Annotated in this window: 21 protein-coding genes and 2 other annotated features; all 21 genes read right to left on the bottom strand. The window is 49.8% G+C overall.

Translation table 11 applies throughout. The features are described from left to right. Nucleotides 1–57 precede the first annotated feature (57 nt). The 21 genes from recA to ezrA all read right to left on the bottom strand — a co-directional run bounded on the left by recA (nt 58) and on the right by ezrA (nt 24,092). Nucleotides 58–1,173, bottom strand: coding sequence for a recombinase RecA (gene recA, locus EKM70_RS05135; RefSeq protein WP_125545885.1), 1,116 nt, complete (start codon nt 1,171–1,173; stop codon nt 58–60). 92 nt (nt 1,174–1,265) lie between these two features. Continuing rightward, nucleotides 1,266–2,510, bottom strand: coding sequence for a competence/damage-inducible protein A (locus EKM70_RS05140; RefSeq protein WP_125545887.1), 1,245 nt, complete (start codon nt 2,508–2,510; stop codon nt 1,266–1,268). Between the two features lie 117 nt (nt 2,511–2,627). Beyond that, on the bottom strand, nt 2,628–3,215 hold the full coding sequence (gene pgsA / locus EKM70_RS05145; RefSeq protein ID WP_125545889.1) for a CDP-diacylglycerol--glycerol-3-phosphate 3-phosphatidyltransferase: 588 nt from the start codon (nt 3,213–3,215) through the stop codon (nt 2,628–2,630). A 77-nt stretch (nt 3,216–3,292) separates the two neighbouring features. Next, complete coding sequence (locus EKM70_RS05150) at nt 3,293–4,231, bottom strand: helix-turn-helix domain-containing protein (RefSeq protein WP_125545891.1); 939 nt, start codon at nt 4,229–4,231, stop codon at nt 3,293–3,295. Between the two features lie 112 nt (nt 4,232–4,343). After that, a complete protein-coding gene (gene yfmH, locus EKM70_RS05155) occupies nt 4,344–5,630 on the bottom strand; it encodes an EF-P 5-aminopentanol modification-associated protein YfmH (protein WP_164506336.1) in 1,287 nt (428 codons plus the stop codon). Further along, nucleotides 5,623–6,903: an EF-P 5-aminopentanol modification-associated protein YfmF gene (gene yfmF, locus EKM70_RS05160; protein WP_125545895.1), complete on the bottom strand. Its 1,281-nt coding sequence runs from the start codon at nt 6,901–6,903 to the stop codon at nt 5,623–5,625. The genes yfmH and yfmF overlap by 8 nt, the downstream gene beginning before the upstream one ends. A gap of 177 nt (nt 6,904–7,080) precedes the next feature. Beyond that, nucleotides 7,081–7,929, bottom strand: coding sequence for an amino acid ABC transporter substrate-binding protein (locus EKM70_RS05165; RefSeq protein WP_125545897.1), 849 nt, complete (start codon nt 7,927–7,929; stop codon nt 7,081–7,083). A 12-nt stretch (nt 7,930–7,941) separates the two neighbouring features. Then, nucleotides 7,942–8,577 carry an amino acid ABC transporter ATP-binding protein gene (locus EKM70_RS05170; RefSeq protein WP_125545899.1) on the bottom strand — a complete coding sequence of 212 codons (636 nt, stop codon included), beginning with the start codon at nt 8,575–8,577 and terminating at the stop codon, nt 7,942–7,944. A 17-nt stretch (nt 8,578–8,594) separates the two neighbouring features. Then, nucleotides 8,595–9,236 carry an amino acid ABC transporter permease gene (locus EKM70_RS05175; RefSeq protein WP_125545901.1) on the bottom strand — a complete coding sequence of 214 codons (642 nt, stop codon included), beginning with the start codon at nt 9,234–9,236 and terminating at the stop codon, nt 8,595–8,597. 166 nt (nt 9,237–9,402) lie between these two features. Then, nucleotides 9,403–9,629: a binding site (T-box leader), on the bottom strand. A 75-nt stretch (nt 9,630–9,704) separates the two neighbouring features. After that, complete coding sequence (minD, locus tag EKM70_RS05180) at nt 9,705–10,511, bottom strand: septum site-determining protein MinD (RefSeq protein ID WP_125545903.1); 807 nt, start codon at nt 10,509–10,511, stop codon at nt 9,705–9,707. Nucleotides 10,512–10,513: 2 nt separating this feature from the next. After that, nucleotides 10,514–11,185 (bottom strand): septum site-determining protein MinC, encoded by a 672-nt coding sequence (locus EKM70_RS05185; RefSeq protein WP_125545988.1) that lies wholly within the window; start codon nt 11,183–11,185, stop codon nt 10,514–10,516. Between the two features lie 18 nt (nt 11,186–11,203). After that, a complete protein-coding gene (gene mreD / locus EKM70_RS05190; protein WP_057878071.1) occupies nt 11,204–11,725 on the bottom strand; it encodes a rod shape-determining protein MreD in 522 nt (173 codons plus the stop codon). A gap of 12 nt (nt 11,726–11,737) precedes the next feature. Beyond that, complete coding sequence (mreC, locus tag EKM70_RS05195; RefSeq protein WP_125545905.1) at nt 11,738–12,589, bottom strand: rod shape-determining protein MreC; 852 nt, start codon at nt 12,587–12,589, stop codon at nt 11,738–11,740. 85 nt (nt 12,590–12,674) lie between these two features. Next, complete coding sequence (locus EKM70_RS05200) at nt 12,675–13,679, bottom strand: rod shape-determining protein (RefSeq protein WP_057878073.1); 1,005 nt, start codon at nt 13,677–13,679, stop codon at nt 12,675–12,677. A 151-nt stretch (nt 13,680–13,830) separates the two neighbouring features. Beyond that, nucleotides 13,831–14,496, bottom strand: a complete 666-nt coding sequence (locus tag EKM70_RS05205) for a JAB domain-containing protein (RefSeq protein WP_057878074.1) — start codon at nt 14,494–14,496, stop codon at nt 13,831–13,833. A gap of 43 nt (nt 14,497–14,539) precedes the next feature. Beyond that, nucleotides 14,540–15,859, bottom strand: coding sequence for a bifunctional folylpolyglutamate synthase/dihydrofolate synthase (locus tag EKM70_RS05210; RefSeq protein WP_125545907.1), 1,320 nt, complete (start codon nt 15,857–15,859; stop codon nt 14,540–14,542). Nucleotides 15,860–16,118: 259 nt separating this feature from the next. Then, nucleotides 16,119–18,785 (bottom strand): valine--tRNA ligase, encoded by a 2,667-nt coding sequence (locus EKM70_RS05215; protein WP_125545909.1) that lies wholly within the window; start codon nt 18,783–18,785, stop codon nt 16,119–16,121. A 66-nt stretch (nt 18,786–18,851) separates the two neighbouring features. Then, nucleotides 18,852–19,065: a binding site (T-box leader), on the bottom strand. A 23-nt stretch (nt 19,066–19,088) separates the two neighbouring features. Next, nucleotides 19,089–19,598, bottom strand: coding sequence for a thiol peroxidase (locus EKM70_RS05220; RefSeq protein WP_057878077.1), 510 nt, complete (start codon nt 19,596–19,598; stop codon nt 19,089–19,091). 193 nt (nt 19,599–19,791) lie between these two features. Next, nucleotides 19,792–21,009 (bottom strand): tRNA uracil 4-sulfurtransferase ThiI, encoded by a 1,218-nt coding sequence (gene thiI / locus EKM70_RS05225; RefSeq protein ID WP_125545911.1) that lies wholly within the window; start codon nt 21,007–21,009, stop codon nt 19,792–19,794. A gap of 19 nt (nt 21,010–21,028) precedes the next feature. Next, nucleotides 21,029–22,174, bottom strand: coding sequence for a cysteine desulfurase family protein (locus EKM70_RS05230; RefSeq protein WP_125545913.1), 1,146 nt, complete (start codon nt 22,172–22,174; stop codon nt 21,029–21,031). Between the two features lie 184 nt (nt 22,175–22,358). Further along, nucleotides 22,359–24,092 carry a septation ring formation regulator EzrA gene (gene ezrA, locus EKM70_RS05235; RefSeq protein WP_125545915.1) on the bottom strand — a complete coding sequence of 578 codons (1,734 nt, stop codon included), beginning with the start codon at nt 24,090–24,092 and terminating at the stop codon, nt 22,359–22,361. Nucleotides 24,093–24,266: the final 174 nt, after the last annotated feature.

Raw genomic sequence — 24,266 nt, forward strand, 5'->3', positions numbered from 1 at the left:
GATTGCGAACACAAAAAATCACGCTGGCGTCTCTGCACCAGCGTGAATGGTTAATCCCTACTTACCTTGTGGCTTGTCGGGGGTTAATTCAATTTGTTGTGACCCTTTCTTAGACGTTGTCTTGCCATCCTTAGAGGCCTTTTGATTTTTGTCTTTAGCCGGTGTCTCTGGTTCGTCACCATCGACGTTAACACCGTAAGCTTTACGGACCCGGGTGTTGATCTCAGCCATCATGTCAGCATGATCGGCCAGGTACTGCTTGGCGTTCTCACGTCCTTGACCAATTCGATCTTCACCGTATGAGTACCAAGACCCACTCTTATCCACGATATCCTTTTCAACCGCCATATCCAAAAGCTCACCAGTCTGGGAGATCCCTTGACCATACATGATGTCGACTTCGGCACGCTTGAATGGTGAGGCCACCTTGTTCTTCACAACCTTAATCCGAGTCCGGTTACCGATCACATCGGTCCCGTCCTTGATCTGTTCAGCACGCCGAACTTCCAAACGGACCGTAGCGTAGAACTTCAGTGCACGACCACCAGGCGTGGTTTCAGGGTTACCAAACATAACCCCAACTTTTTCACGAATTTGGTTGATAAAGAGGGCAATCGTCTTCGTCTTGTTAATTGATCCAGAAAGTTTCCGGAGAGCTTGTGACATCATCCGGGCTTGTAGACCCACGTGGGCGTCCCCCATTTCCCCTTCGATTTCGGCACGGGGAACCAGGGCGGCAACGGAGTCGACAACCACGATGTCCACGGCCCCACTGGAGATCAAAGCATCGGCAATTTCCAACCCTTGTTCACCAGTATCTGGTTGTGAGAGTAGCAGGCTATCGATGTCGACACCCAAAGCCGTTGCATAAGCCGGGTCCAGCGCGTTTTCAGCGTCGATATAAGCGGCGGTACCCCCGCGTTTTTGGACCTCGGCAACGGCGTGTAAGGCCACCGTCGTTTTACCGGAAGATTCAGGTCCATAAATTTCAACGATTCGGCCCCGAGGATATCCCCCAACACCTAATGCCACGTCCAGGGCTAACGATCCAGAAGGCACGGTTTCCACCTGCATGTTCGTATTGTCTCCTAGCCGCATGATGGACCCTTTACCAAAGTCTTTTTCAATTTTCTTCAGCGCTTTATCCAGCGCCGCTTGTCGTTCGTCAGCCATTTGAATCCTCCTTGAGTGCTTCATATTCTAGTAACACTATACCGGCTTCAATCTAAAATTGCAAGCAAAAACAGAACAAAAGTTCCCCTAAACTAAATTCCCAGTGTTCGCCGAATCCAGTCCAGCCCCAGAAGAACCGTCCTGGCCCGAATCTTGGCGCGATCACCTGTCAGATGAACTAATTTGGCTTGTGGGTCTTGCCCCCGCTGAGCCAGTCCCAGCCAAACAGTGCCGGCCGGTTGCCCTTCCAGCATGTCCGGACCAGCCACTCCGGTGAAACTGAGCGCCAGATCGGTATCCAGTCGTTGTCGGGCACCCTCGGCCATGCGCTTCGCCGTGGCCGCACTCACCACACCCTCGGCATCAATAATCGTATTCGGGATGTCTAAGAGCGTGTGCTTAGCCTCATTGGCATAGGTCACAAAGCCCCCCGGAAATACCGCCGAAACGCCGGCAACATCCCCCAGTGTACTCTGAAATTCACCAGCGGTCAGGCTCTCAGCCGCCGTAATCGTCAGCTGGAGGTCAATCAGCCCATGAACCACCACATTGGCCAGACTGTTATCGTCACCATAACCATAAAGATAATCACCAACCCGCTGGCGAATCAGAGTCACCAGGCCATCAATGCGTTCACTCGCCGCAACCTCACTGCTAGCCGTCGCGGTCAAGCGCAGGGTCACCTCATTGACCTTGGCATACGGTGCAATTGTCGGATTAGTTTGCTTAGCAATCAAATCACCTAAGGTTGTCACCAGCTGAGACTCCCCAATTCCGAAGAAACGAAGGACCTTTGAGACCAGATACTCTTCTCGCCGGTAAACCTGCTTAAGAACTGGTAGCGCCTCTTCACGAAACATCGGTTCCAATTCACTAGGTGGCCCAGGGAGTAGCATCACATCTGCCCCCGTAGGTGCTTGATAGAAGGCCCCCACAGCCATTCCCGTTCGATTCTTCAGTGGGAGGCTACCATCCGGGTAAAGTGCCTGTAAGCGATTGTTAGGGGTTAATTCTTGCCCCGTCGTCAGAAAGTGCTGGTGAATCTTTGCCATCGCAGCTTCATCCTCAACTAACTTAACGCCCAGGAGATGGGCCACAGTTTGCTTGGTCAAATCGTCCTTAGTCGGTCCTAAGCCCCCGCTAATCACGACCAAATCACTACGCGACCGAGCCTGCGTAACCACGGCGGTCAATCGATCGGCATTATCACCCACTAATGAGTGGTAGTAAACCTCGATCCCGGCTGAAGCCAATCCGCGCGCGATAAACGCCGAGTTAGTGTCGACAACCTGTCCCAATAAAATCTCTGTACCCACTGCAATAATTTCTGCCTGCATACTATCCCTCCGATGCTGACTTAGTTAATTCCGTAAAATACCCGCGTTTATTCGTCGCAAATGATCTTTTTTAGACACAAGAACCCCCGTAAAAAAACTCACGGGGGCTCGCCGGCCTTATTCGTCGGAAGATTCCGCGAAGACCTGCTTGTTTTGTACAAAATAATCGATACCAGAATAAATGGTAAAGAAGAGGCAAATGTAGAAGAAGATCAGGGCCATTGGCACGTTGATTGCCCCAAAGCCAATGTTGTTAAGCAAGAGGAGAATAATCCCCACCATTTGGGTGGTCGTCTTAATCTTCCCTGGCCAGGCGGCAGCCAAGACCCGGCCACCAGTTTCCACGACGATCAGCCGCAATCCGGTCACGGCTAATTCCCGGCAGACGATGATCGCTACACCCCAAGCCGGAACCTTCCCCATCGACACTAAGAGAATGAAAGCCGTCATGACGATCATCTTGTCAGCCAGTGGATCGGCAAATTTACCAAAGTTGGTCACCAAATGTTGCCGCCGAGCAATCTGGCCGTCCAAGAAATCTGTAATGGAAGCCACAGCAAAAACCAAGGCCCCCAAGATTTGGGTGACCGGAATTGCGGTTCCTAGCCAAGTCACCGTCCCCCAGTCCAGTGGGAGCACCAGTAACAGCAAGAAAACAGGGATTAAGATAATCCGAATAATGGTCAAACGATTTGGGACGTTCACAGAAATTTCCTCCTTCAAATACCGAAACTTTTCATCAAAAAAGCGTGTCGGTCGCCACGGACCGACCCGCTTCTACTTTATTTAAATTCTAGGGTAACTGCTTGAACCTGCGATGATGTCGTCGTGCTGGAACTTGTCGTGTCCGTCGATGTTGAGTCGGACGTACTTGAAGCAGCACTGGTACTCGTTGCAGAGTTGAAGTGGAACGTTTCGCCATCAACCTTAACCTTAGTTGCTGGAGCGTTCCCAAAGTTAAAGGTCACACTAGTTGCGGAACTTGGAATGCGCATGCTGTGCGACGTCGTCGCAGACAAAGTTCCCTGCCAAATCGTCGACCCACCAACACTGACGGACATCCACGCACTTGATGAGGCGGACAACTTCAGCTTAGGTTTATCAGCAACGTTCTTCACTTGCCAAGTAGAACCAGAGGTCGTCGTACTCAATTGCTTGAACACCGGCGTCTTCGTCACCTTCTTGGACGAGGCCTTCTTCGAAGAAGACTTGCTCTTAGCCGAGCTACTTGTCTTCTTTTCGGAACTACCAGAAACACTGACGGAACTGCTGTCGACGTTATCCTTCTTGGTTGAGCTACCACTGTGGGCCGCTGCCATCCAGATACCGAGTAGGACTGCCAGAACCACGATCACAATCCCAATCACTGGCACCGTGCGTCGTAACTTCACGTAACGGTCGTCGACCTTCCGCTGTTGTGAACGGGTTTCTGGATTATTCTCATTAACTTTGTCGACATATTCTTGGGTCTGGGTACTTGGTAACGTGCTGTCGAATTGCTTTAATAGCTCGCCGCCATCCAGATCCACCATGTCCGCGTATTGCTTGATGAATGCCCGAACATAAAAGTCCCCTGGCAATTCGTCAAAGTTTTGGTCTTCAATTGCGATGAGGTAGCGCTTCTGAATCTTCGTCGTTTGCTGCAAATCGTCCAAGGTAAACCCCTTGGCAATCCGAGCGTCGCGTAACGTTTTCCCCAAAGTTATTTTATTTTCACTCATTATAAACTCTCCACCTGTTCAAAATTTCTCTACTAGCAGTATAGCATAGGCGCTGTCGCATTTTTAGCTAGAGGGCCGATAAATCTGGATTTAAACGATTCTTAACCTCCCCTTAAGGCAAGATCGTATGAACCGTCTGCTGACTGGCCGACAAGAAGGCTTGTGAAGCTTCTTGCAGATCGGCAAACGTGAGGTCTTCCAGAATTGCCAATTCATCAAAAATAGTTGCCCCCGAGAACAGCGGTCCGTCATATTGGTTGGCAATGGCTTCCACCGAGTTCATGGCCCCGACGATCCGTCCAATTGCCTCTTGCTTGACTAATACAAATTGCGGATTAGCAGCCTCTAACTGGGCTGGCGCATCCTGTAAAATAGCCGTCACTTCTTGGGCAAACTGTTCGGGTTGATCAGTATCCCCAGTCAACTGGGCAAAGTGAGCGCCCCGTTGAACTTGGAAATCGTAGCCAAAGCTGTCGTCAATAATGTTTGCATCATACAAACGTAAGTAATTATCCCCACTGTCGTTGAATAACAGGTCAAACATCAGTGAAATGGCCGCACTGTACTTTAAGCCAGCTCGGCCAGCCGGTACCGTATCGAAGCCTCGTAAGCCGACATTAACTCGGGGACGTGTCACAGCCAAATGTCGGGTCTGCGTCGCCGGAATGTCTGCTGGTAACGATTGCGGGCTAGCCACGCGTCGAATCGGACTGGCTGGACCAAAGGTCTTGTGGTCCTGATTAGCAGTAATCCAACGCAACGTTTCTTCGGGATCCAATTGCCCCACCACGACCAGGCTCATATTACTTGGGTGGTAGAAGGTGTTGTAAGCCGTATAGAGGTCGTCAGCCGTAATCTTTGCAATGGAGTCAACGGTCCCGGCAATATCGATGTGCAGGGGTTCCTTAGGATACAGGTTACCAATCATCCCAAAGTAACTCTGCCAGCCCGGGTCATCATCGTACATTTTAATTTCTTGGCCGATGATCCCCTTTTCCTTATTGACCGTCGCTGCCGTGAAGTACGGCTGTTGCACGAAGTCCAGCAGAATATCGAGATTTTCTTTCAAGTGACTGGTCGTCGCGAAGAGATAGCTGGTCTGCGTGAAGCTGGTAAAGGCATTCGCCGAGGCTCCGTACTGACCAAATAAATCAAAGGCATCGTGGTCTTCTTTTTCAAAGAGTTTATGTTCCAGAAAGTGCGCAATCCCATCGGGTAACCGCACGGGTTCAGTCTGATCACGGGGAACAAAGGCATTGTCCACCGCACCGTAATCCGTCGTCATGATGGCAAAAGTTTTGTGGAACCCAGCCTTAGGCATCAAAATCACTCGGAGACCATTGGATAGCGTCGTCTGATAGATACTCTCACCTAAGCGGTCGTAACTTTCTTTATTCAGCACTTTGGTCACCTCCATGTAAGCAGTACGTGGCTTGTAACGTCACCCGTTTGGCAACTCGGGCGACATCGTCCGCGGTAATTGCCATCAGTTTTTCTTGCCAAGCTGCTAAGGGTTCACTCAGGTGGGTTAATTGGACATTGAGTAGGCCGGTCAGCCGGCGTTGCGGACTGTCGAGTGCCGATAAACGGGCATTTAACAGACTCGCTTTAACTTCATCTAAGAGGCTAGCTGGCAGCTCCCCTCGTTGCATGGCGGCTAATTGCTCGCCGATAATGTTTTCCACGCGTTGCTGATTCTCCGCTTGGATCCCGGCTTGCACCGTCAGTGTCCCGTTAAAAGGATTGTAGCCACTGCTGGCGTAGTAGGCCAGACTAGCCTTCTCACGAACATTCGTAAAGAGAAGTGAGAGCGGACTGCCTCCAAAGGCCGCATTAAAAACAACTGCCGCCATGAAGTCTGCGTCATTGCGATAAACAGGTAACTGGTACCCCAAGTTTAATTTTGCCTGAACCACCGGTGCCAGGTCATCGCCAACTTGAACCTGTGGTTGGGCGTCCCAATGATAGTAAGGATCACTGGTGGGTTCCGTCCGGTCATTGAGTGGCCACTGGGCCAGTGTCGACTGAACCCGTTCGGCCGTCACGTCGCCAATCACGGCCACATGAACGGCATCATTGGCCAACATCTCGTGATAAGTTCCCAAGATATCAGTTGCCGACAAGCCACTCAAGACGTGCAGGTCCCCCAGGGCATTCATCGCTTGCGTGGGTTGTCCGGTGAAAAGCAGTTCCTGTAAACGGCGATTAGCCAGGTACTGCTTGTCGTCGTCCAGTGATTTAATTGCCGTGTAAAGATTCTGACGTTGTTGGGTAAAGGTTGCGGAGTCAAAGTTGCCTCCTGGCAACAATGGCGCGAATAACACCTGCTTTAACAGGTCCATCCCCCGTTCAAATAAGGGCATATCGTCCGCGTAGTTTGCCAGGTACTGCTCATCAACTACCGAACAAGTCAATCGAATGACGTGCTTGGTGCCGAGCTTCAGAACGCTGATCCCGAACGTTGCCCCATAAAGTCGAGACAACTCACGAGCCAAGGCCGTTTGAGTTGGGTACTGTTCCGTGCTTGTCTCGAGCACCTGAGCTAAGAGGGCTCTGGCTGTGATGGCCGTCGCTTGGAGCGGCGCCACGAAGTCCACTTTAATGCCGACAGTTTTGAATTGTTTAGTGGGTAACAGATCGAGTGTTACCCCGTTTTTTATGCGAAAATGCACGCGCAGAATCCTCCTCTGACAAAAGTCTAATCGGTGTTTAATGATAAGGGAACGAACCGGTAAATACAAGCAACCACTTTCATTTTCACTGAGTTTTGATCGGTCGCGCCCCGCTGCCAAGTCCGAAAACACGGTAAAAGGCCCCAGACAACCGTCTCGAGCCCTCAACAAACCAATTTATTTTTTCAGTAACGGTGTATCGACGTTTCCGCCGAACCATTTTTGATTAATCTTGGCCAACTGCCCATCCTTAGCGGTCCGCGCCAGCCCCCGATTAATCTTGTTTCGGAGGGTCACATCCCCCTTACGCATGCCCACCGCAAACTGTTCCTTGGGGAAACTCCCCACGGTGACCTTGAAGTCTTCCGGATGTTGCTGGTGTTTGATGTAATAATTAGCATAGGTACTATCGATGAGTAGCCCCTGAATCCGACCAGCGTTCAGGTCAATGAAGGCGTTGGTGAAGGAATCATACTGAACGGCAGCGTGATTCTTGATCCGGCTCTTAAAGATCTTGGGGTAATCCTCAATGTCATTATACCCAGAGGAACCGCTTTGCGCGCCCAAAACCTTACCCTGCATCCCAGCAAAGCTGGTGATACCACTCTTCTTTAACGTCACCAGCACTTGGTCGTTATTCAAGTACGTTTGCGAGAAGGCCACCTTCTTAGCTCGTTCCGGCGTGATGGAGTACCCGTTCCAAATCAAATCAATGGTGCCATTACGCAATTCCGTGGCATTCATGGACCAGTCAATCGTTTGGAAATCAACCTTGATCCCGTACTGCTTGAACACGGCCCGTGCTAAATCGATGTCATAGCCGACCAGCTTCCCACTCTTCTGCCGAAAGCCCATCGGCACAAAGCTATCGTCGAGACCAATGACGACCTTTTTTCGCCGCTGAATCCGTGACCAGGTATCCCGGTTGTCGGCTTGCTTCGCGGACTGACCACACCCAGCCAACGCCGTCCCCAGAGTCAGCAGTACCGTGAGTAACACGGCCAATCGTCCCAATCTTTTTCTCATAGTTACTCACTCCTAACTCTTCGCTTCGACCCGTAGCATCTGATCGGCAATTGATTCCGCAAATGGCATATCATGGGTGACCACAATCTGCGTCATCCCCTCAGCCTTCAGTTTTAAAATAATTTCTTCAACTTCTTTACGTAGGTCCGGATCCAATGCTGACGTTGGTTCATCATAGCACAGAAGCTTAGGTCGCATGGCCAGCGCGCGGACGATGGCCACCCGTTGCTTCTGTCCCCCGGACAATTCGTAGGGGTACAGGTCGGCCTTGCCATCCAGATTCAATTGCTTCAATAGCCGTTGTGCGGTGGCTTCAGCCTCGGCCTTACTCTGCTTGAGCACCATGGTTGGGGCCAGCGTCACATTCTGGAGCACCGTCAGATTGGGAAACAGTTGAAAATCTTGGAAAACCACACCCATCACCGTGTCATTATTGCGGTTGGTAACCGGATTAAAGGGTTGACCATCCAAGAAGAAGTCCCCACTATCGGTTTCTTCTAGGCCACTAATGCACCGCAACAGGGTTGTCTTACCGGCACCCGAGGGCCCCACGATGGTCAAGATCTGACCATCATTAACGGTTAAGTTCACGCCATCCAAAATTAATTTGCCGGCAAATCTTTTCGTAATATTTTTAAGTTCTAGCATATCCTGTCACCCTTTCTCTAACGCCAGGCGCTGTAGTGCTTCTCTAATCGCTTCAGGACCACCGTGCAGACCGCCGTGAGTAGCAAGTAAATAACGGCAACCAACACCATCGGAACCAGTGTAACGTCTCGAGCCATGGCCACGTTTCCGGCCCGAAGGAGATCTCCCAGTCCAATGACGTAGACCAGTGACGAATCCTTAATTAAATTGATAACCTCATTACCAATTGAGGGAAGCACAATTTTGACCACTTGAGGAATCACGATCTTCCGCAAAGTCTGCCAATTTGTCAGACGTAACACTCGAGCACTCTCGTACTGCCCCACGGGGATGGCTTGGAGGCCACCCCGGAAGATCTCGGCAAAGTACGCCGTGTAGTTCAAGATAAAGGCGAAGAGAGCGGCATCATAACGTTGGAACACGATGCCGATAATCGGGAGTCCGTAGAAGACGAAGATGAGTTGCAACAACAGTGGGGTTCCTCGCATCAACCACACGTAAACGTCAATCAACCAGGTTAAGGGTTTGAAATTGGTAATCATCCCCAACCCCACCAAAATTCCCAAGGGAACAGAAATAATTAACGTCCAGAAGAAAATCGACAACGTCGTGCCGGTTCCTGAAATTAACGATGGTAAAATTTGACTCACATAATTCATGGCAATCATCCTCCTCTTCAACTAAAAAACGCCCTCTTGAGACTAACTCTCAAGAGGGCGTTCGACCGCGGTTCCACCTCATGTACTCGATGGGCTCACGCCACACCGACTCAGGGAGTTGCCCGCCGCCACAAAAATAAAAAAAGTCCCCTTAGGTCCAAAGACCTAAGAGGACGATCACATCGTGGTTCCACCTCTGTTTGTTAAACCATCACTGGTCTAACCTCAGCGAGTTGCTAGCAACTCCAGCGATAACGGACTACCCCGGGTCATCCTACTAGATTCAGACGACCAACTCACAGATGTGTTTCGGTTAACCAAGGACACCCGTTTCCATCGACCGGGCTTTCTGTTGAGACTTTGGTGACCTACTCTTCTGTTCAACGTTATTCATTCATTGACAACATACTACGATCTTTTTCAATCGCCGTCAAGCTTTATTGAAAACTTTATCGTCGGTTACAACGCTTACCCGCGATGGAACCAGCCACTGACCTTATGCCAGAACCCAGTTGGAGCCTCGGCTTCAATCTTCATCAGTGGGACGGTCTCGCCTTCCAGGCGCCGCGCAACATTCCGGTAACCTTGAGAAGCCGGATTATCGGTTTGCATGACGATCGGTTCCCCTTGGTTAGACGTCGTGATCACGGCGTCATCGTCAAAGATGATCCCTAACAATTCGATACCCAGGTGATGGGTAATCTCGTCGATATCCATCATGGACCCGTCCTGCATCATGTTCCGACGAATCCGGTTGATTAACAGGCGTGGAGCCTCGGTCAGTGGATGTTGTTCCAACAGACCGACGACCCGATCGGCATCCCGAACGGCGGAGATTTCTGGCGTCGTCACCACAATGGCAGCATCGGCACCCGCAACGGCGTTCATGAAACCTTGCTCGATGCCGGCAGGACAGTCGATCAGAACATAGTCATATTCTGGTTTTAATTCATCGACAATTTCCTTAACCTGATCCGGTTGTAAGGCATTCTTGTCGGTGTTTTGGGCGGCTGGTAACAAGTAGAGCTTGTCGTCAAACCGCTTGTCTTTGACCAAGGCTTGGGGGAGCTTAGCCCGCCCTTCAGCGACGTCAACGATATCATAAATAATGCGGTTATCGAGACCTAAAACCACGTCCAAGTTTCGCAGACCGATATCCAGGTCCATCAGACACACACGTTTGCCCATTAAAGCCAACGCCGTTCCGATATTGGCACTGGTGGTCGTCTTTCCAACCCCACCTTTACCAGAGGTGATGACAATTGCTTTTCCCATAACTAAATTCCTCCAATCTGGTTATATAACTTCGGATTAATCTTCTTTAATTGCGCCAGCTTACCGTATGACAACACGTGAAGATCGTTCACATACGCGATCGTTTGACGGGAATCGGTCACTTGTTCCGATTCAATAATGTCGAACTGTTCGGCAATACGAACCTGTTGGGCAGTCTGAAGATTTCCCATAATCAGTTTGGATTCATCATCGGGATAGCCGGCTTGCAAGATACCGGTCACGTCGCCCATTGAAAAGATGTTGCCCGTCGTCCGGAGCTTACCACCCTCGTGGATCGTTCCCAAGAAGAGAACATCCCCTTGCATGGCAACTTCTTGACCGTTACGAATAACCTTGCTCAACAGGTGAACGTTCTCCCGTTCGCGGAGTTGAATGGCATCATCAACGGTGATGACGTTAGCCGCAATCTTGTGGATTTCAAAGCGTGGATAATTCCCAACCATCTCTTCAATTTGAGCTTTCTCATCGGCTGTCAAGAGACGATCCCCAGTCAGCACATCCAACGACACTTTGGTCGTCTCCAATGCCTTAGGATCGGTCTTGAGTTTCTCTAACAGTGCCTTCAGATCGACTAGAATTTGTTCAAAACTGGCCGCTTGCTTTAGCACCAGATCATAGCCGTTTTGCGTTCCCCGTAATACGGCAGCTTGCATAGCGTTCGTTCCCTTCACCTAGTTTAACCAATTATACACCCAACGAATCGGAAAATATAAGATGACATACAACGCGAGATTAAGAGCCAGTGTCGGACCTAAGGTATTCACCAGGAAAGAACTCCCGGAAATGACGGTCATATGCACCACCCGACTAGCCAAAAATCCTAGTCCCTCAACTAACGTAATATCAATAAAATAAATTAATAGTCCACTGAGAAAGTTGGGACTGATGTAGGTCACCATGATCCGCGTCACATACACGACTAAGGGAAAGATGAAAATGTAAACACCAAAGATCCCCGTGTAGTACAAATCAAAGACGGCCCCGGCCACAATGGCCCAGCGGCCCAGTGGCATCGTCACATTCTCCTCATAGAGAACAGCCGTGACTAACCACAACACGACCAGGTGACTCACCATGACCGTGGGATAATTAAACATCTGGCTACTGAAGATATGACTTAAACTGCCATCCAGCAGCAGCATAATCAGTAAGCCAATCGGAAAACCAAAACGTAACTTTGATAATCGATACACGTCTTAGCCCCCCTACTGCTTCGTAACAGCGACTGTGACGATGTTTAAGTCGGTCAGATCGGTCGCTGGCGTGATGTATAGCTTCGTTGACAACCCGTAGTCATCGCCGCCAGTTTCGGCAACTTTTCCGACGTACAAGCCCTTAGGCGTCACGCCACCAAGCCCACTCGTAACGACCTTGTCGCCCTTGTGAATCTTGGCTTTGGTGGTGATGTTATTCATCGTAATCTGTCCCGTTGCGGACTTGTAACCACTCAGAACCCCGTTAACCGTGGCCCCAGACTTCGTGGTAATCTGAACGGCGAATCGGTTAGCGGAATCGTTATTATCCGTAATCAATTCAACCTTAGAGTTCGTCTTGTTCACCTCGGCAACCCGGCCAATCAGGCCAGATCCGGACATGACCGGCATGTTCTTCTGCACGCCAGCTGATGAGCCCTTGTTAATGACCACTTGGTTTTGCCAAGATGATGGCGTCCGCGTAATAACGGCGGCCGAAACGGCGGTGTAGTCCGTCAACGAATCATTTAGCTTAACCTGTTGTTTCAGTTGTTTGTTTTCTTTAGCTAAGGTTTGATCCCGCACCTTGGTCTGGGCAAGTTCACTCACCTGCTTCTTCAACTGTTGGTTTTCTTGATAGGTGTTCAATAACTCCGAAACGGAGCTAACTGAACCACTTAAGCCATTGGCAGGGAGGGCCACTACCCGGTCCGCTAAACCAACAATATCGTTACCGAACTGTTGAATTAAAGGTGGCGTAGACCGCTTGTTACGAATCACCACGGATACCGTCATCAAAGCAAAGCTAACAATCAGGCAGACGATGATAATCACCAGTCGCCGATTGAAAGAAAATTTCTGCATGTTTGACCTCCATCTTGTTCGCCAGTTGTGCCGAAACACTCTAGCGTCACAATAAAGAAGCGGGAAGCTGCCTTCCCGCTAGTCCCTATTTCTTCTTCATGACATCGATACTCTTTAATGATTCACCTGTTCCGGCAGCCACACAATCCAAAGGATCACTGGCAATCGAAACGGGTACCTTAGTGGCATCAGCAATAACTTCTGATAAGTTTTGCAGTAAAGCACCACCACCGGTTAAGACGATCCCATGATCAATCACGTCGGCAGCAATTTCAGGAGACGTTTCTTCCAACGTTTCCTTGATTGCGGTGATGACGTCTTGAACGGGTTCTTGAATGGCCTTGGCCACGTCAACGGCTGAAACTTCAACGGCCTTAGGCAACCCGGTAACCAGGTCACGTCCACGAATCGTGGACCCGTCCATCTTTTCAGCAGCGTCAACTGAGGCTGATCCAATATCCATCTTTAATTTTTCTGCGGTCCGTTCCCCAATCAAGAGATTGAAGTTCGACCGAACGTAAGTCGCAATGGCTTCGTCCAGCTTATCACCGGCAACTCGAATGGAGCGGCTTGAGACAATCCCACCTAATGAGATAGTGGCCACATCTGTGGTCCCACCACCCATGTCGACAACCATGCTACCAGTTGGGTCCATGACGGGTAACCCGGCACCGATCGCTGCAGCAAATGGTTCTTCGATAACGTAAGCGTCACGCGCACCGGCAACCCGAGTTGCGTCGATGACTGCTCGCTTTTCAACTTCTGTGACACCACTTGGCACACAAACCATTACGTAAGGCTTGCCGTTTGAACGGCCCAAAGTCTTTTCGATGAAGTACTTCATCATGGCAACGGTCGTATCGTAATCTGCGATAACCCCGTCTTTCATTGGCCGAATGGCAACAATACTTGCTGGCGTACGGCCGATCATGGCACGAGCATCTTCACCAACGGACACAATTTCCCCAGACTTTGTGTTCTTGGCGACAACAGAAGGTTCGCGTAGAACGATTCCTTTACCGTCAACGTACACAATCGTATTGGCGGTACCAAGATCGATCCCAATATTTTTCGTTCCTAATCCGAACACAGTGTTTCATCCCTTCATTGTCAACAAAATTTTTTAGTTATTTGTCTTATTCATTGATAGACGTATTATAACATACCTATCTACGTGAGAACACGTCGTCACTGACAAGAATACCGAACTTTTAACGAGAAAGAAATAGTTAAAACTGATTTTAATCAGATTTTAAACGTTCTGTCTTATTCGTCGCAGGTGGCAGTGGCAAGATCCCGGCCTCACGGAGACTGAAGTAGGCTTGTAGGCCAACGACAAAGCCGTCCAGAACCGGAATTCCCATCAGTTCACCACACGCCGCTAAGCGGTGCATAAAAGCCAGATCGTTCGGAGATGGCTCGGCCGATCCACTTGGATGGTTATGTGCGATGATCACGCCAGCCGCCCCACTCATTACCGCGAGTTGAAAGATCTCCCGGGGATGAACGGGACAACTGGTCAGGGTCCCCTGAAACACCGTCTGTCGTTCTAAAATACGGTGCTTGGCATCGAGCACAAATACCTCGACTCGCTCCTGTGGCAGGTAACGCAAGTCGGCCATTAGGCGTTGCCCCATCTGACCACTGGCCAGGACTTCTCCCAGGAGTGGTCGCGGCGCACGTTGTACCCAACGTCCCAGATCAATCGCCGTCAAAAGAGCTCGGCGGCGCGGTAAACCCGCCACATACTGTTGGCACTGTTGACGACTCGCATACCGTAGATTAGCAAGACTGTGAAAGTAACGGAAGAACCGCTCAACCTCACTGGTCTCTGCTAATCCTAAATGACGCATCACGCGTCCCAATAGTTGCCGTTCATTTTGACTCGTTACCTGTTCTTGCCGCATATTGCCTCAGCTCCTTACGGGTAACTCCGTAAAGCGAGCCGGCTTATTCGTCGGTATCCTTAAAATAGTGCCGAACTTCCGAAATAAAGTAGAGTGACCCCGTCAAAAGCACCAGGTCATCGGCGGAAATGCTCGACAACACTTCTTTTAGAGCACTCGGCCAGTCAGGTGCCATCGTGATCCGTTTGTGTGACGCCACAGCATCCTCTAATGCCTGTGGCGTGGCCGCAGAACGCTTTCCCGGTCCCTGGAACTGCGTCACGACAATGTGCACGTTAGGCACGGTGAGTAACGTCTGAACCATCTTCTCGTACTGCTTATCTGCCAATACCGCCAAAACAATATAAATATCATGTTGCTTGAAGTGTTGCCGCAACAGGTGGGCCAACTCCAGCATTGCCGGTTCGTTATGCGCCCCGTCGATCGCAATCAGAGGCTCCGCATTCAGCCGTTCGAAACGACCTGGCCAGGCAGTGTGTCGCAAGCCTTCACGGATATCTACCAACCGCATCGGTAGATGTCGCAACTGATGATAGGTGGTAAAGGCCGTTAACGCCGTGGCTGCATTGTCGATCTGATATTCTCCCAGCAGGTCAATCTCCAAGTGGCGCCAACGCCGATCACCCCAGTGGTAATCAAAGCGTTCACCCCACCCGTCCTCTGGCCGATTCTTAACGGTAAAGTCGCGTCCTAAGGCCCGCACATCCGTGTGTTGGCGAGTGGCGGTCTCGTCCATCACCGCTAAGGCATCCGGCGTTAAACGACCGCAGACCACTGGAATGCCAGCCTTAATGATCCCGGCTTTTTGCGTCGCGATCTTGGGAATGGTGTCACCTAAAATCTTCATGTGATCCATGCCAATCGTGGTAATGACGGACACGGCTGGTGTGATGATGTTCGTCGAATCATACAGACCACCCAGCCCGACTTCGACAATCACGATATCCACGGGATGACTGGCAAAATAACAGAACATGAGGGCCGTGTCGATTTCGAATTCGGTGGGTCCCTCGGCCCCTAACTCCTGGTCTAATTGCGCCACGACTGGTTGAATCTGATTGACCATTGCCAGCAGATCGTCGTCAGGAATTGGCTGGCCATCGGTACTGATCCGCTCGTTAAAGCGGGTGATAAATGGTGAGGTAAAGGTCCCCACCGTCTGGCCCTCGGCCATGAATAAATCTCGTAAGTAAGCCACCGTGGACCCCTTACCATTGGTCCCGGCAACGTGAATCATGTCTAACTTTTCTTGTGGATCACCCAAGATGTGCATGAACTCCCGCATCCGATCAAGTGTTGGCTTCTTCTTGAAGCGATCGCGACCGTGGATGAACGCTAAGGCTTCGTCGTACGTTTTTACCAAAATAAAACCCTCCCGCTAAATCACTATTTCTTAGTGTAGCAGATTTTTTAGGAAGTGGGCCGCAATTGCACGATCACCGATTAGAAATCAGTCCAGTCGGCCGAACTTCTTAAGAAAGCTTAAGGTTCTCTCAAAACATGCGTCAAATCAGCGTCATTTTTCGTTAGTACTAGTAAGGGGATCAGTTGAAAAAAATCACCATCCCCCAACGGAGATGGTGATTTATTAAGACCCTGTTTCAGTCTCACGTGATTTAAGCTTAAAGTTGGGCCTTGATATCGGCTAAACGTTGTTGCGTCGCTGCTAACTTCTTTTCGTTGTCAGCTTGCTTTTCACGTTCCGCGTTAACCACGTCTTCTGGTGCGTTGGCCACAAAGCGTTCGTTGCCTAACTTCTTGGTAGCGCGTTGAACTTCGGCCGTAAACTTTGCAACTTCCTTGTCCAAACGTGCCGCTTCGTCATTCAAGTCAACCAATTCAGCCAATGGTACGGAAACCTCGGCATCCGTAATCACAGCCGTCATAGATAACTTAGGTGCGGTCAGGTCAGCACCAATTTCAAAGTTCTTCGGGTGAACAAACCGGTCGATGAAGTCACGGTTGCCTTCGAAGACACTCTGTAAGTTGGCATTGCTGGTCTTAACCTGCAAGTCGATTGGCGTGGACATTGGCGCATTGGCTTCGGCCCGAATGTTCCGAACGGCCTTGATCAAATCAATCAGGCTGGTCATGTCGCTTTCAGCCTTGGCATTGCTAAATTCTGGGTGATCCATTGGGTAAGCGGCCGTCACTAAGGACTGGCCGTCATGTGGCATCGCTTGCCAGATGGCTTCGGTCACGAATGGCATAATTGGTTGGAGCAGACGCAAGGTTTGGTCTAAGACGTAGGCCAGCAAGTCTTGTTTAGTTGCCTTAGCGGCTTCATCGTCGCCGTTCAAGACTTCCTTACTCATTTCAATATACCAGTCACAGAAGTCGTTCCAGATAAAATTGTACAGGGAACGACCAGCTTCACCAAAGTCGAACTTGTCGAACATTTCGGTGACGTGCTTAACCGTGTCGTTCAAGCGACTCAGAATCCACTTGTCGGTCAGGTCCCACTTGTCGGCTACGGGAACCACGGGCTTGGTGTTTTCACCCAAGTTCATGATGACGAACCGGCTGGCGTTCCAAATCTTGTTGATGAAGTTCCAAGCGGAGTCCATCTTGTCATAACTGAATCGAACGTCTTGCCCCGCCGTTGAACCGGTGGACAGGAACCAACGCAAGGCATCGGCACCGTACTTGTCGATGACGTCCATTGGGTCAATCCCGTTACCCAAAGACTTACTCATCTTGCGCCCGTCTTCGGCCCGAATCAACCCGTGGATTAAGGCGTGCTTGAATGGGCTCCGTCCGGTAAATTCAAGACTTTGGAAGATCATCCGAGAAACCCAGAAAGGAATGATGTCATAACCAGTTACTAAGGTATCTACTGGGAAGTACCGTTTGTAATCCGGCGCATCGACATTTGGCCAGCCCATCGTGGAGAATGGCCACAGCGCACTGGAGAACCAGGTGTCTAAGACATCAGGATCTTGTTCCCAGTTTTCAATGTCCTTAGGGGCTTCTTCGTTAACGTAGACTTCGCCAGTCTTCTTGTTGTACCAGGCTGGAATCTGATGTCCCCACCAAAGTTGACGGGAGATAACCCAGTCATGAATGTTCTCCATCCATTGCAAGAAGGTATCTTCGAACCGCTTAGGAACGAAGTCAACGGCGTCGTCACCCTTTTGGTTCTTGATGGCTGCTTCAGCAAGTGGCTTCATCTTCACGAACCATTGCGTCGAGAGCCGGGCTTCGACTTGAACCCCAGTCCGTTCAGAATGTCCAACAGCGTGAACAATTGGGTCAATCTTAATCATTAACCCTTGTTCGTCCAGATCGGCAACCATGGCCTTACGGGCATCGAAACGGTCCATGCCAGCGTACTTGCCAGCGCGTTCGTTCATGGAGGCGTCTTCGTTCATGGTATTGATTCGTTCGAGATTGTGACGATTCCCAACTAAGAAGTCGTTAGGATCGTGGGCTGGCGTAATTTTCACCATCCCTGTCCCAAAGTTAATGTCGACGTATTGATCGGCAATAATTGGAATTTCACGGTTAGCCAGTGGCAAGATAACCTTTTTGCCAACTAGTTCCTTGTACCGGTCGTCATCGGGGTTAACGGCAACGGCCGTATCCCCCATCATGGTTTCAGGACGCGTCGTGGCAATTTCGATGTAGTGCTTGCCGTTAAACGTGTCATCTGGATTAGCAAATGGGTATTTAACGTGGTAGAAGGCACCCTTGTCGTCCTTGTGAATAACTTCAATATCAGAGAGCGCGGTCCGGGCTTGTGGGTCCCAGTTGATGATGTATTCACCACGGTAGATCAGGCCCTTCTTGTACAAGGCAACAAAGACCTTCTTAACGGCGTCAGATAAGCCATCATCTAAGGTAAACCGTTCGCGGGAGTAATCCATGGACAACCCCATCTTGGCCCATTGTTTGTGGATGGTTGCGGCGTATTCGTCCTTCCATTCCCAAACCTTGTTGACGAACTTTTCACGGCCGAGGTCGTAACGGGTAATCCCTTGTTCACGTAAGCGGGCTTCCACCTTGGCTTGCGTAGCGATCCCGGCATGGTCCATCCCCGGAAGCCAGAGCGTATCAAAGCCCTGCATCCGCTTTTGCCGGATGATCATGTCTTGTAAGGTCGTGTCCCAGGCATGGCCTAAATGCAGCTTCCCAGTAACATTTGGTGGTGGTAAAACGATCGAGTAAGGTTTGGCTTTCTTATCCCCACTCGGTTTAAAAACATCTTCATCAAGCCAAGTCTGGTAACGGCCGGCTTCGACGGCGGTTGGGTCATACTTGGTTGGCATATCAACTTGTTTGTCTGCCATCAGAATCATTTCCTTTCTTGTGCTTAAGCTACGCGTTGGTGACACAAAAAAACTCTCCATCCTAAAAATTAGGACGAAGAGTTCTTCGCGGTACCACCTAAATTGGGCGTTTATGCCCCACTTAACTTCTTTGTTAACGGAGAGTGCTCCGGAATGACCTTACTTTAAGTTCAGGTCATCAGCTCACAAGCTACGTTCACGTCTCACGACTGACCGGTTTTCAGCACCCCGGCTCTCTGCACAGTCCCTCAAACGCTACTGACTTGCTCCTAGCTATTTTTAACTAGTCTACTCAATTTTGACCTAAAGATCAACTCGTGGGACTAATTTTTCCAAAGCCTCGATGGCTTCTAGGTAGTTGGGTTCGTCGGACTGTTCAGTGACAATCTGACGGTAAACAATCTTACCCGTCTCGTCGATGATCCAGATTGAACGAGCCAAGTTACCCAAATTAGGCACGTACAGACCCATTTCGTAACCGAAGGAAAGTTCTTCATCGGATAACAGGTCGACGTTTTCAACGCCTTGGGCGGCACACCAACCGGTCTGTTGAGCGATCGAGTTATTCGAAATCGTCGCAAACCGAGCAGCTGGATAGTGGTCCGCCTGCTGGGTGAACTTCCGTGTTTGCAAGGTGCAAACTGGCGTCTCAAGGTCCGGAACAACACTGATCAATGTCACTTTACCAATCAAATTTGCCGTTTTAACCTTGACATCTTTCTGATCAAAAACTTTAAACTTTGGTAACTGATCCCCTACTTCTGGCAGCGTGCCGGAGAGAGAAAATGTATTGCCGAGCCGTGTAACTTCCACGCAGATCAACCCCTTCAAGATGTTTATCGGTAGAACCGATATCTGTTTTAATTATCCCGCAACTAGGGGGGCAATGACAAGCGTTTTGCTATAAAATCAAGAAAAACTCAAGTTTAGTCACCTAACCGACCAGGTGAGGGCCAACAGAATGTGAAAAACGCCCTGGGCCAAATCCCAGAGCGTTCCATCTAAATTAAAGTAATTCGGCAAACACATCTTCATTTTGATTCAAGTAGTTATCTCCAGGACGAATCTCAGAGATGACGATCCCATCGAGGGCTTCCTTCATCAAGCCTTCAACGTCGATGTATCCCTCATACTTCCGGGTCTTTTCCAGATCCGGACGCGTCTTAGGAGACGGCGGCGTGAAAATGGTACAGCAGTCCTCATATGGCAGAATTGACAGATCATAGGTGTCGATATCCTCGGCAACCTTGATGATTTCCGTCTTGTCCAGCGACAATAATGGCCGCAGAATCGGCATCGTCGTCACATCATTGATGGCCTGCATGCTATCGAGAGTCTGCGAGGCAACTTGCCCCAGAGATTCGCCGTTGAAGATTCCCTTGGCATGACGCATTTCGGCCACAGCTACGGTCAAACGGAGCATCAAGCGCCGTTGAACCGTCATCAGATAACCTTCGGGCACCTTTTCCTTGATCGTTTCCTGAATCTTGGTAAAAGGCACTTGAATGAACTGAATGCCACCGGAATAACCGGCCAACTTAGCCGTCAATTCCTTGGCCTTAGCCAGGGCTTGTTCGGACGTGTATGGCGGACTGAAGAAGTGTACCATATCAATCTTAACGCCACGACGCATAGCATAGTAGGAGGCGACCGGCGAGTCAATCCCACCAGATAACATCATCACGGCCTTACCACCAGTTCCGACGGGTAAGCCCCCGGCACCTTGAATGGTCTTACCGGATAGGTAGACGCCGTTCATTCGAATTTCGACCCGAAGTTCGATATCAGGATGCTTCATTTGGACAGTGATTCCGGGAACGTTGTCCAAGATCGTGTCACCCATGATGTTATTCATTTGGTAAGTATCGTACTTGAATTCCTTGTCCTGACGACGTGTGTTGATCTTAAACGTCATCCCCGGTTCAAAGACTTCCTTGACCATGGCCACCGCGGCTTCTTTAATGGTGTCGAGATCCTTATCAACCTTCACGGAAGGTGAGAAGTTTTCGATCCCAAAAACGCCCTTGAGGCGGTCCATGACGGCGCTGGAATCTGCCCCGTTCAGTGTGACGTGTAACCGGTCGTGTTGTGCGCGGACTTCTATTCCGTCAAATTCGCTAAGAGCTTTGCGAACGTTTTGGCCTAGCTGCTTGATGAAGTCTTTCTTGTTTTTCCCCTTCGTCGACAGCTCGCCGTAACGGACCATAATTTCACTGTATTCCATTGCGCGACCCCTTTCGTAGTTAGGCTAACTTTTCAAATTGCGTATAGAGTTCGTCAAATACGCGGTTAAATTCTTCGGCTTCCGCCATGGTGTTGTGTTCGTCCAAGGAAATCCGAACGGCACTGGTAGCAATGCCATCGTCAATCTTCATGGCTTGTAACGTGCTGGATTCCACGTGCTTCTTCGATGAACAAGCACTGGTCGTTGAAATGTAGATATCATGTTCCTCAAAGGCGTGCACGACGGTTTCGCCGCGGACACCGGCAATGGCAAAGCACAGAATGTGCGGCGCAAATACTGGTAAATCCTTTGAGAAAATCGTGACATTAGGAAAAGCCGCGACATGATGTAAGATTGCTAAACGAATCTCACGTTGACGCTTAACCTTAGCATCCTCACCGTCTAACAGTAACCGCAAGGCTTTAGCCATTGCAGCAATGGCGGGTAGGTTCTCGGTTCCGGAACGCAAATTCCGTTCCTGACCCCCACCAGCCATTAACGGCGTAATTTGACGCCCTTGGCGTTTGTACATAAAACCAATGCCTCGTGGAGCATGGAACTTATGGCCAGAGAAAGTCACAAAGTCGACCCGATCATTAAAAATCTTGTCAGCTAAGCCTTTCCCAATTCCTTGAACGGCATCAATATGCCAGTGAATCCGTGGAAAGTCGCGCATGACGTCGGCAATTTCATCAAGTGGTTGAACCGCCCCGATTTCATTGTTAACGGCCATGGTTGAGACCAGGATCGTGGTGGGCTTAATCGCCGCCCGCAAATCGGCAGCAGAGACCCGTCCATTCTCATCGACTGGGAGGTAAGTGACCTCAAAGCCTTGCTGCTTCAACTGTTCCATGGAATTGTGAACCGCTGGATGTTCAACCTCGGTGGTGATCAGGTGATTACCAAACTCACGTTTAGCCATCGCTGTTCCCTTGATGGCCCAGTTATCGCCCTCGGTACCGCCACTCGTGAAAAGAATTTCACTGAGCTTGGCCCCAACGAGATCGGCAATCTGTTGGCGCGATTGTTCCAGCAGGTTAAAAGCCTGTTCCCCAAACTTATGCAGACTAGAAGGATTTCCCCAGTAGTTTGCGCTAACTTTGGCGTACGTATCAACCACTTCCGGTGCGGCTTTGGTCGTGGCACTATTATCAAAATAAATCATACTGAACCCTCTTATTCTATTTTCTATTGGTTCGACTCCGATAGAAATTCTTTCTAATTATAAACACAAAATTCACCGATCACAAGCCCCATGCCTCGTGATTGCGGTTTCACCCGAGGGTTACTGGCTAAAACTCTGACCAGAAAAAAAGAGCCCGGGTCGCCCCAGGCTCTTCATCCACAATTTAATTGTTGGCTTCGCCACGATGGGGAGCCGTCTTCCCCTTGCTCTGGTAGTAAGCATCTTCCAGACGCTTGTACGACCCAGGTTCAACCTCATCCAATACCGTGGCAATGGTTTCCAAAGCTTTGGCATATTGGTGTTTCATTTCAAACAACTCGGAAGCTTCCTTACTAGCAGAAGCAACGTTCGGATGACTAGTCTGATACCGGTTCGCGTACTGTAACAGCTGTTCAGCGAGTTCAGCACTGTCGATCAGATCATCGGTCTTTTCCTGTAAGGTATCTAAATCAGTCTGAATAATCAACAATTGCTTCGTAATCCGCTCCATATCAATCTGGGGCTGGTCCATATCATTGGCCAGCTGGGCCACCTCGTCGCGAACAACGAAGAAGTAATCCAGATAATCTTGAGGGATTCCCGGCAAGTTAATATTTTCGACCTGACGCCGTAAGCTATGTAAGTTGAAATCAAACTGTTGTAACGTGTCTCGTGCCTGTCGTTCTTCGTCGGCTAACCCGGCCACGCTCTGCATAATCTGACCCTGTTGCTCTTCAATCTGTTGCACGTCTTTTTGTTGTTGCTGCTGGTGGGCCAACACTTGCGAGAAGGTTGCCTTCTTAGCTGTCAGATCTTGAACATCCTTTTGATAGATGCCATCGATCGACCGCAACTGCTCATTCAATTCACGCGCCGTTTCCAATTCCTGATGGTCCAACGTGTAGTTCTGACCCAACCGATCCAGTTCACTCAATAGCGTGTGGCTTTGATTCTGGGCGTGTGCGATAAACTTTGCAACCCCATCCAGGTTGGCTTCAACCGGATCCTTGGCATCAATTTCCGTCTGCATCACATCGTAGACTTGGTCAATCTGCTTGGCAATACGGTCATTGACTACCTTGGCATCGTCTGGACGCAACTGACTCAAGGTATCTAAGTTTTCCTTAACCCGGTCCTCAATTGCCTTGATTAAAGCCGGAACATCAGCCTCACCAAACTTGAAATCTTGCGCCGTTAGCTGATCGTAACCCGCTCGCAATTCCTTAACTTGGTCTGGGAAGACCACGGTCAAGTCCTTGTAGACCGGTGGAATGGCTTTGATCAGAGCCTTCAGGTTCTCAGTATCTTCCTGTAATTGGGTCAAAACATCGGCGGCCCGTTCATGGTCCCCTTCATCGGTCAGCCGAGAGAAGGTGTCGAAGTTATCTTCAATGTGACTCAGCTGTTCCTCGAGCCCATCAATGCTGGGTCCAAACGCAAAATTCTTAGCCAGTAACGTCTTTCGTAAACCTTGGTACTCTTGTTCGAGTTCCTTAACGGCCTGGCGATGTTGCTTGTCGACCTCTTGTAAGTGGGTCAACTGGCCTTGGACCGTTTGAATGAGTTCCTGGGTCTGGTCGACTAAAGTGGTCACCTTAGTCAATTGCTGATTGAGTTGCAGGAGGTTCATCCCCCGTGAGTTGGCATCTAATTGGGTCAACTGTTCGTCAATACGCACAAATCGATTGTCGTTAATGTCCACAAAATCGGCCTTCAGCTGATCATATTGATCAGCCGATTGCCCCGTCAGGCTGAGTTGCCCCACTAAATGGAGCTCTTCTTCTAGTGGAATTTCCACCATCGCTTCTTTTTTTGCGGTTAACGCCGTGACTTGTCGGCGAATTCGTTGCTGGTAAACCAGCACACCGGCATACACGATAATCGCCAGTATGACAATTCCAATTAGCACAGCTACCATATTGACCCCATCCTTCATCCACATTTCAACGTTTAACGAGTTGCAAAATCACTCGGTTCATCTTACAATTTAATCTAATCTCGATTATAGCATAAGTCACGCCTAGGCTTCACTACGTTTTCACGATTCTCTTAACCTTTTTACCTATACGCGACTATTTATTCTTATCACATT

The organism is Levilactobacillus lindianensis, from assembly GCF_003946095.1.
Classification (GTDB): domain Bacteria; phylum Bacillota; class Bacilli; order Lactobacillales; family Lactobacillaceae; genus Levilactobacillus; species Levilactobacillus lindianensis.

Bases quoted from the DNA above. Each gene is read 5' to 3' on its own strand.
- recA (WP_125545885.1), bottom strand. From the start codon at position 1,173: ATGGCTGACGAACGACAAGCGGCGCTGGATAAAGCGCTGAAGAAAATT.
- EKM70_RS05140 (WP_125545887.1), bottom strand. From the start codon at position 2,510: ATGCAGGCAGAAATTATTGCAGTGGGTACAGAGATTTTATTGGGACAG.
- EKM70_RS05215 (WP_125545909.1), bottom strand. From the start codon at position 18,785: ATGGCAGACAAACAAGTTGATATGCCAACCAAGTATGACCCAACCGCC.
- EKM70_RS05205 (WP_057878074.1), bottom strand. From the start codon at position 14,496: ATGCGGCAAGAACAGGTAACGAGTCAAAATGAACGGCAACTATTGGGA.
- EKM70_RS05150 (WP_125545891.1), bottom strand. From the start codon at position 4,231: ATGAGTGAAAATAAAATAACTTTGGGGAAAACGTTACGCGACGCTCGG.
- EKM70_RS05170 (WP_125545899.1), bottom strand. From the start codon at position 8,577: ATGCTAGAACTTAAAAATATTACGAAAAGATTTGCCGGCAAATTAATT.
- mreC (WP_125545905.1), bottom strand. From the start codon at position 12,589: ATGCAGAAATTTTCTTTCAATCGGCGACTGGTGATTATCATCGTCTGC.
- minD (WP_125545903.1), bottom strand. From the start codon at position 10,511: ATGGGAAAAGCAATTGTCATCACCTCTGGTAAAGGTGGGGTTGGAAAG.
- ezrA (WP_125545915.1), bottom strand. From the start codon at position 24,092: ATGGTAGCTGTGCTAATTGGAATTGTCATACTGGCGATTATCGTGTAT.
- EKM70_RS05185 (WP_125545988.1), bottom strand. From the start codon at position 11,185: ATGCAAGCTGCCGTATTACGGGGAACGCAAAACGGCTATGATCTGGTG.
- EKM70_RS05175 (WP_125545901.1), bottom strand. From the start codon at position 9,236: ATGAATTATGTGAGTCAAATTTTACCATCGTTAATTTCAGGAACCGGC.
- EKM70_RS05165 (WP_125545897.1), bottom strand. From the start codon at position 7,929: ATGAGAAAAAGATTGGGACGATTGGCCGTGTTACTCACGGTACTGCTG.
- EKM70_RS05230 (WP_125545913.1), bottom strand. From the start codon at position 22,174: ATGATTTATTTTGATAATAGTGCCACGACCAAAGCCGCACCGGAAGTG.
- thiI (WP_125545911.1), bottom strand. From the start codon at position 21,009: ATGGAATACAGTGAAATTATGGTCCGTTACGGCGAGCTGTCGACGAAG.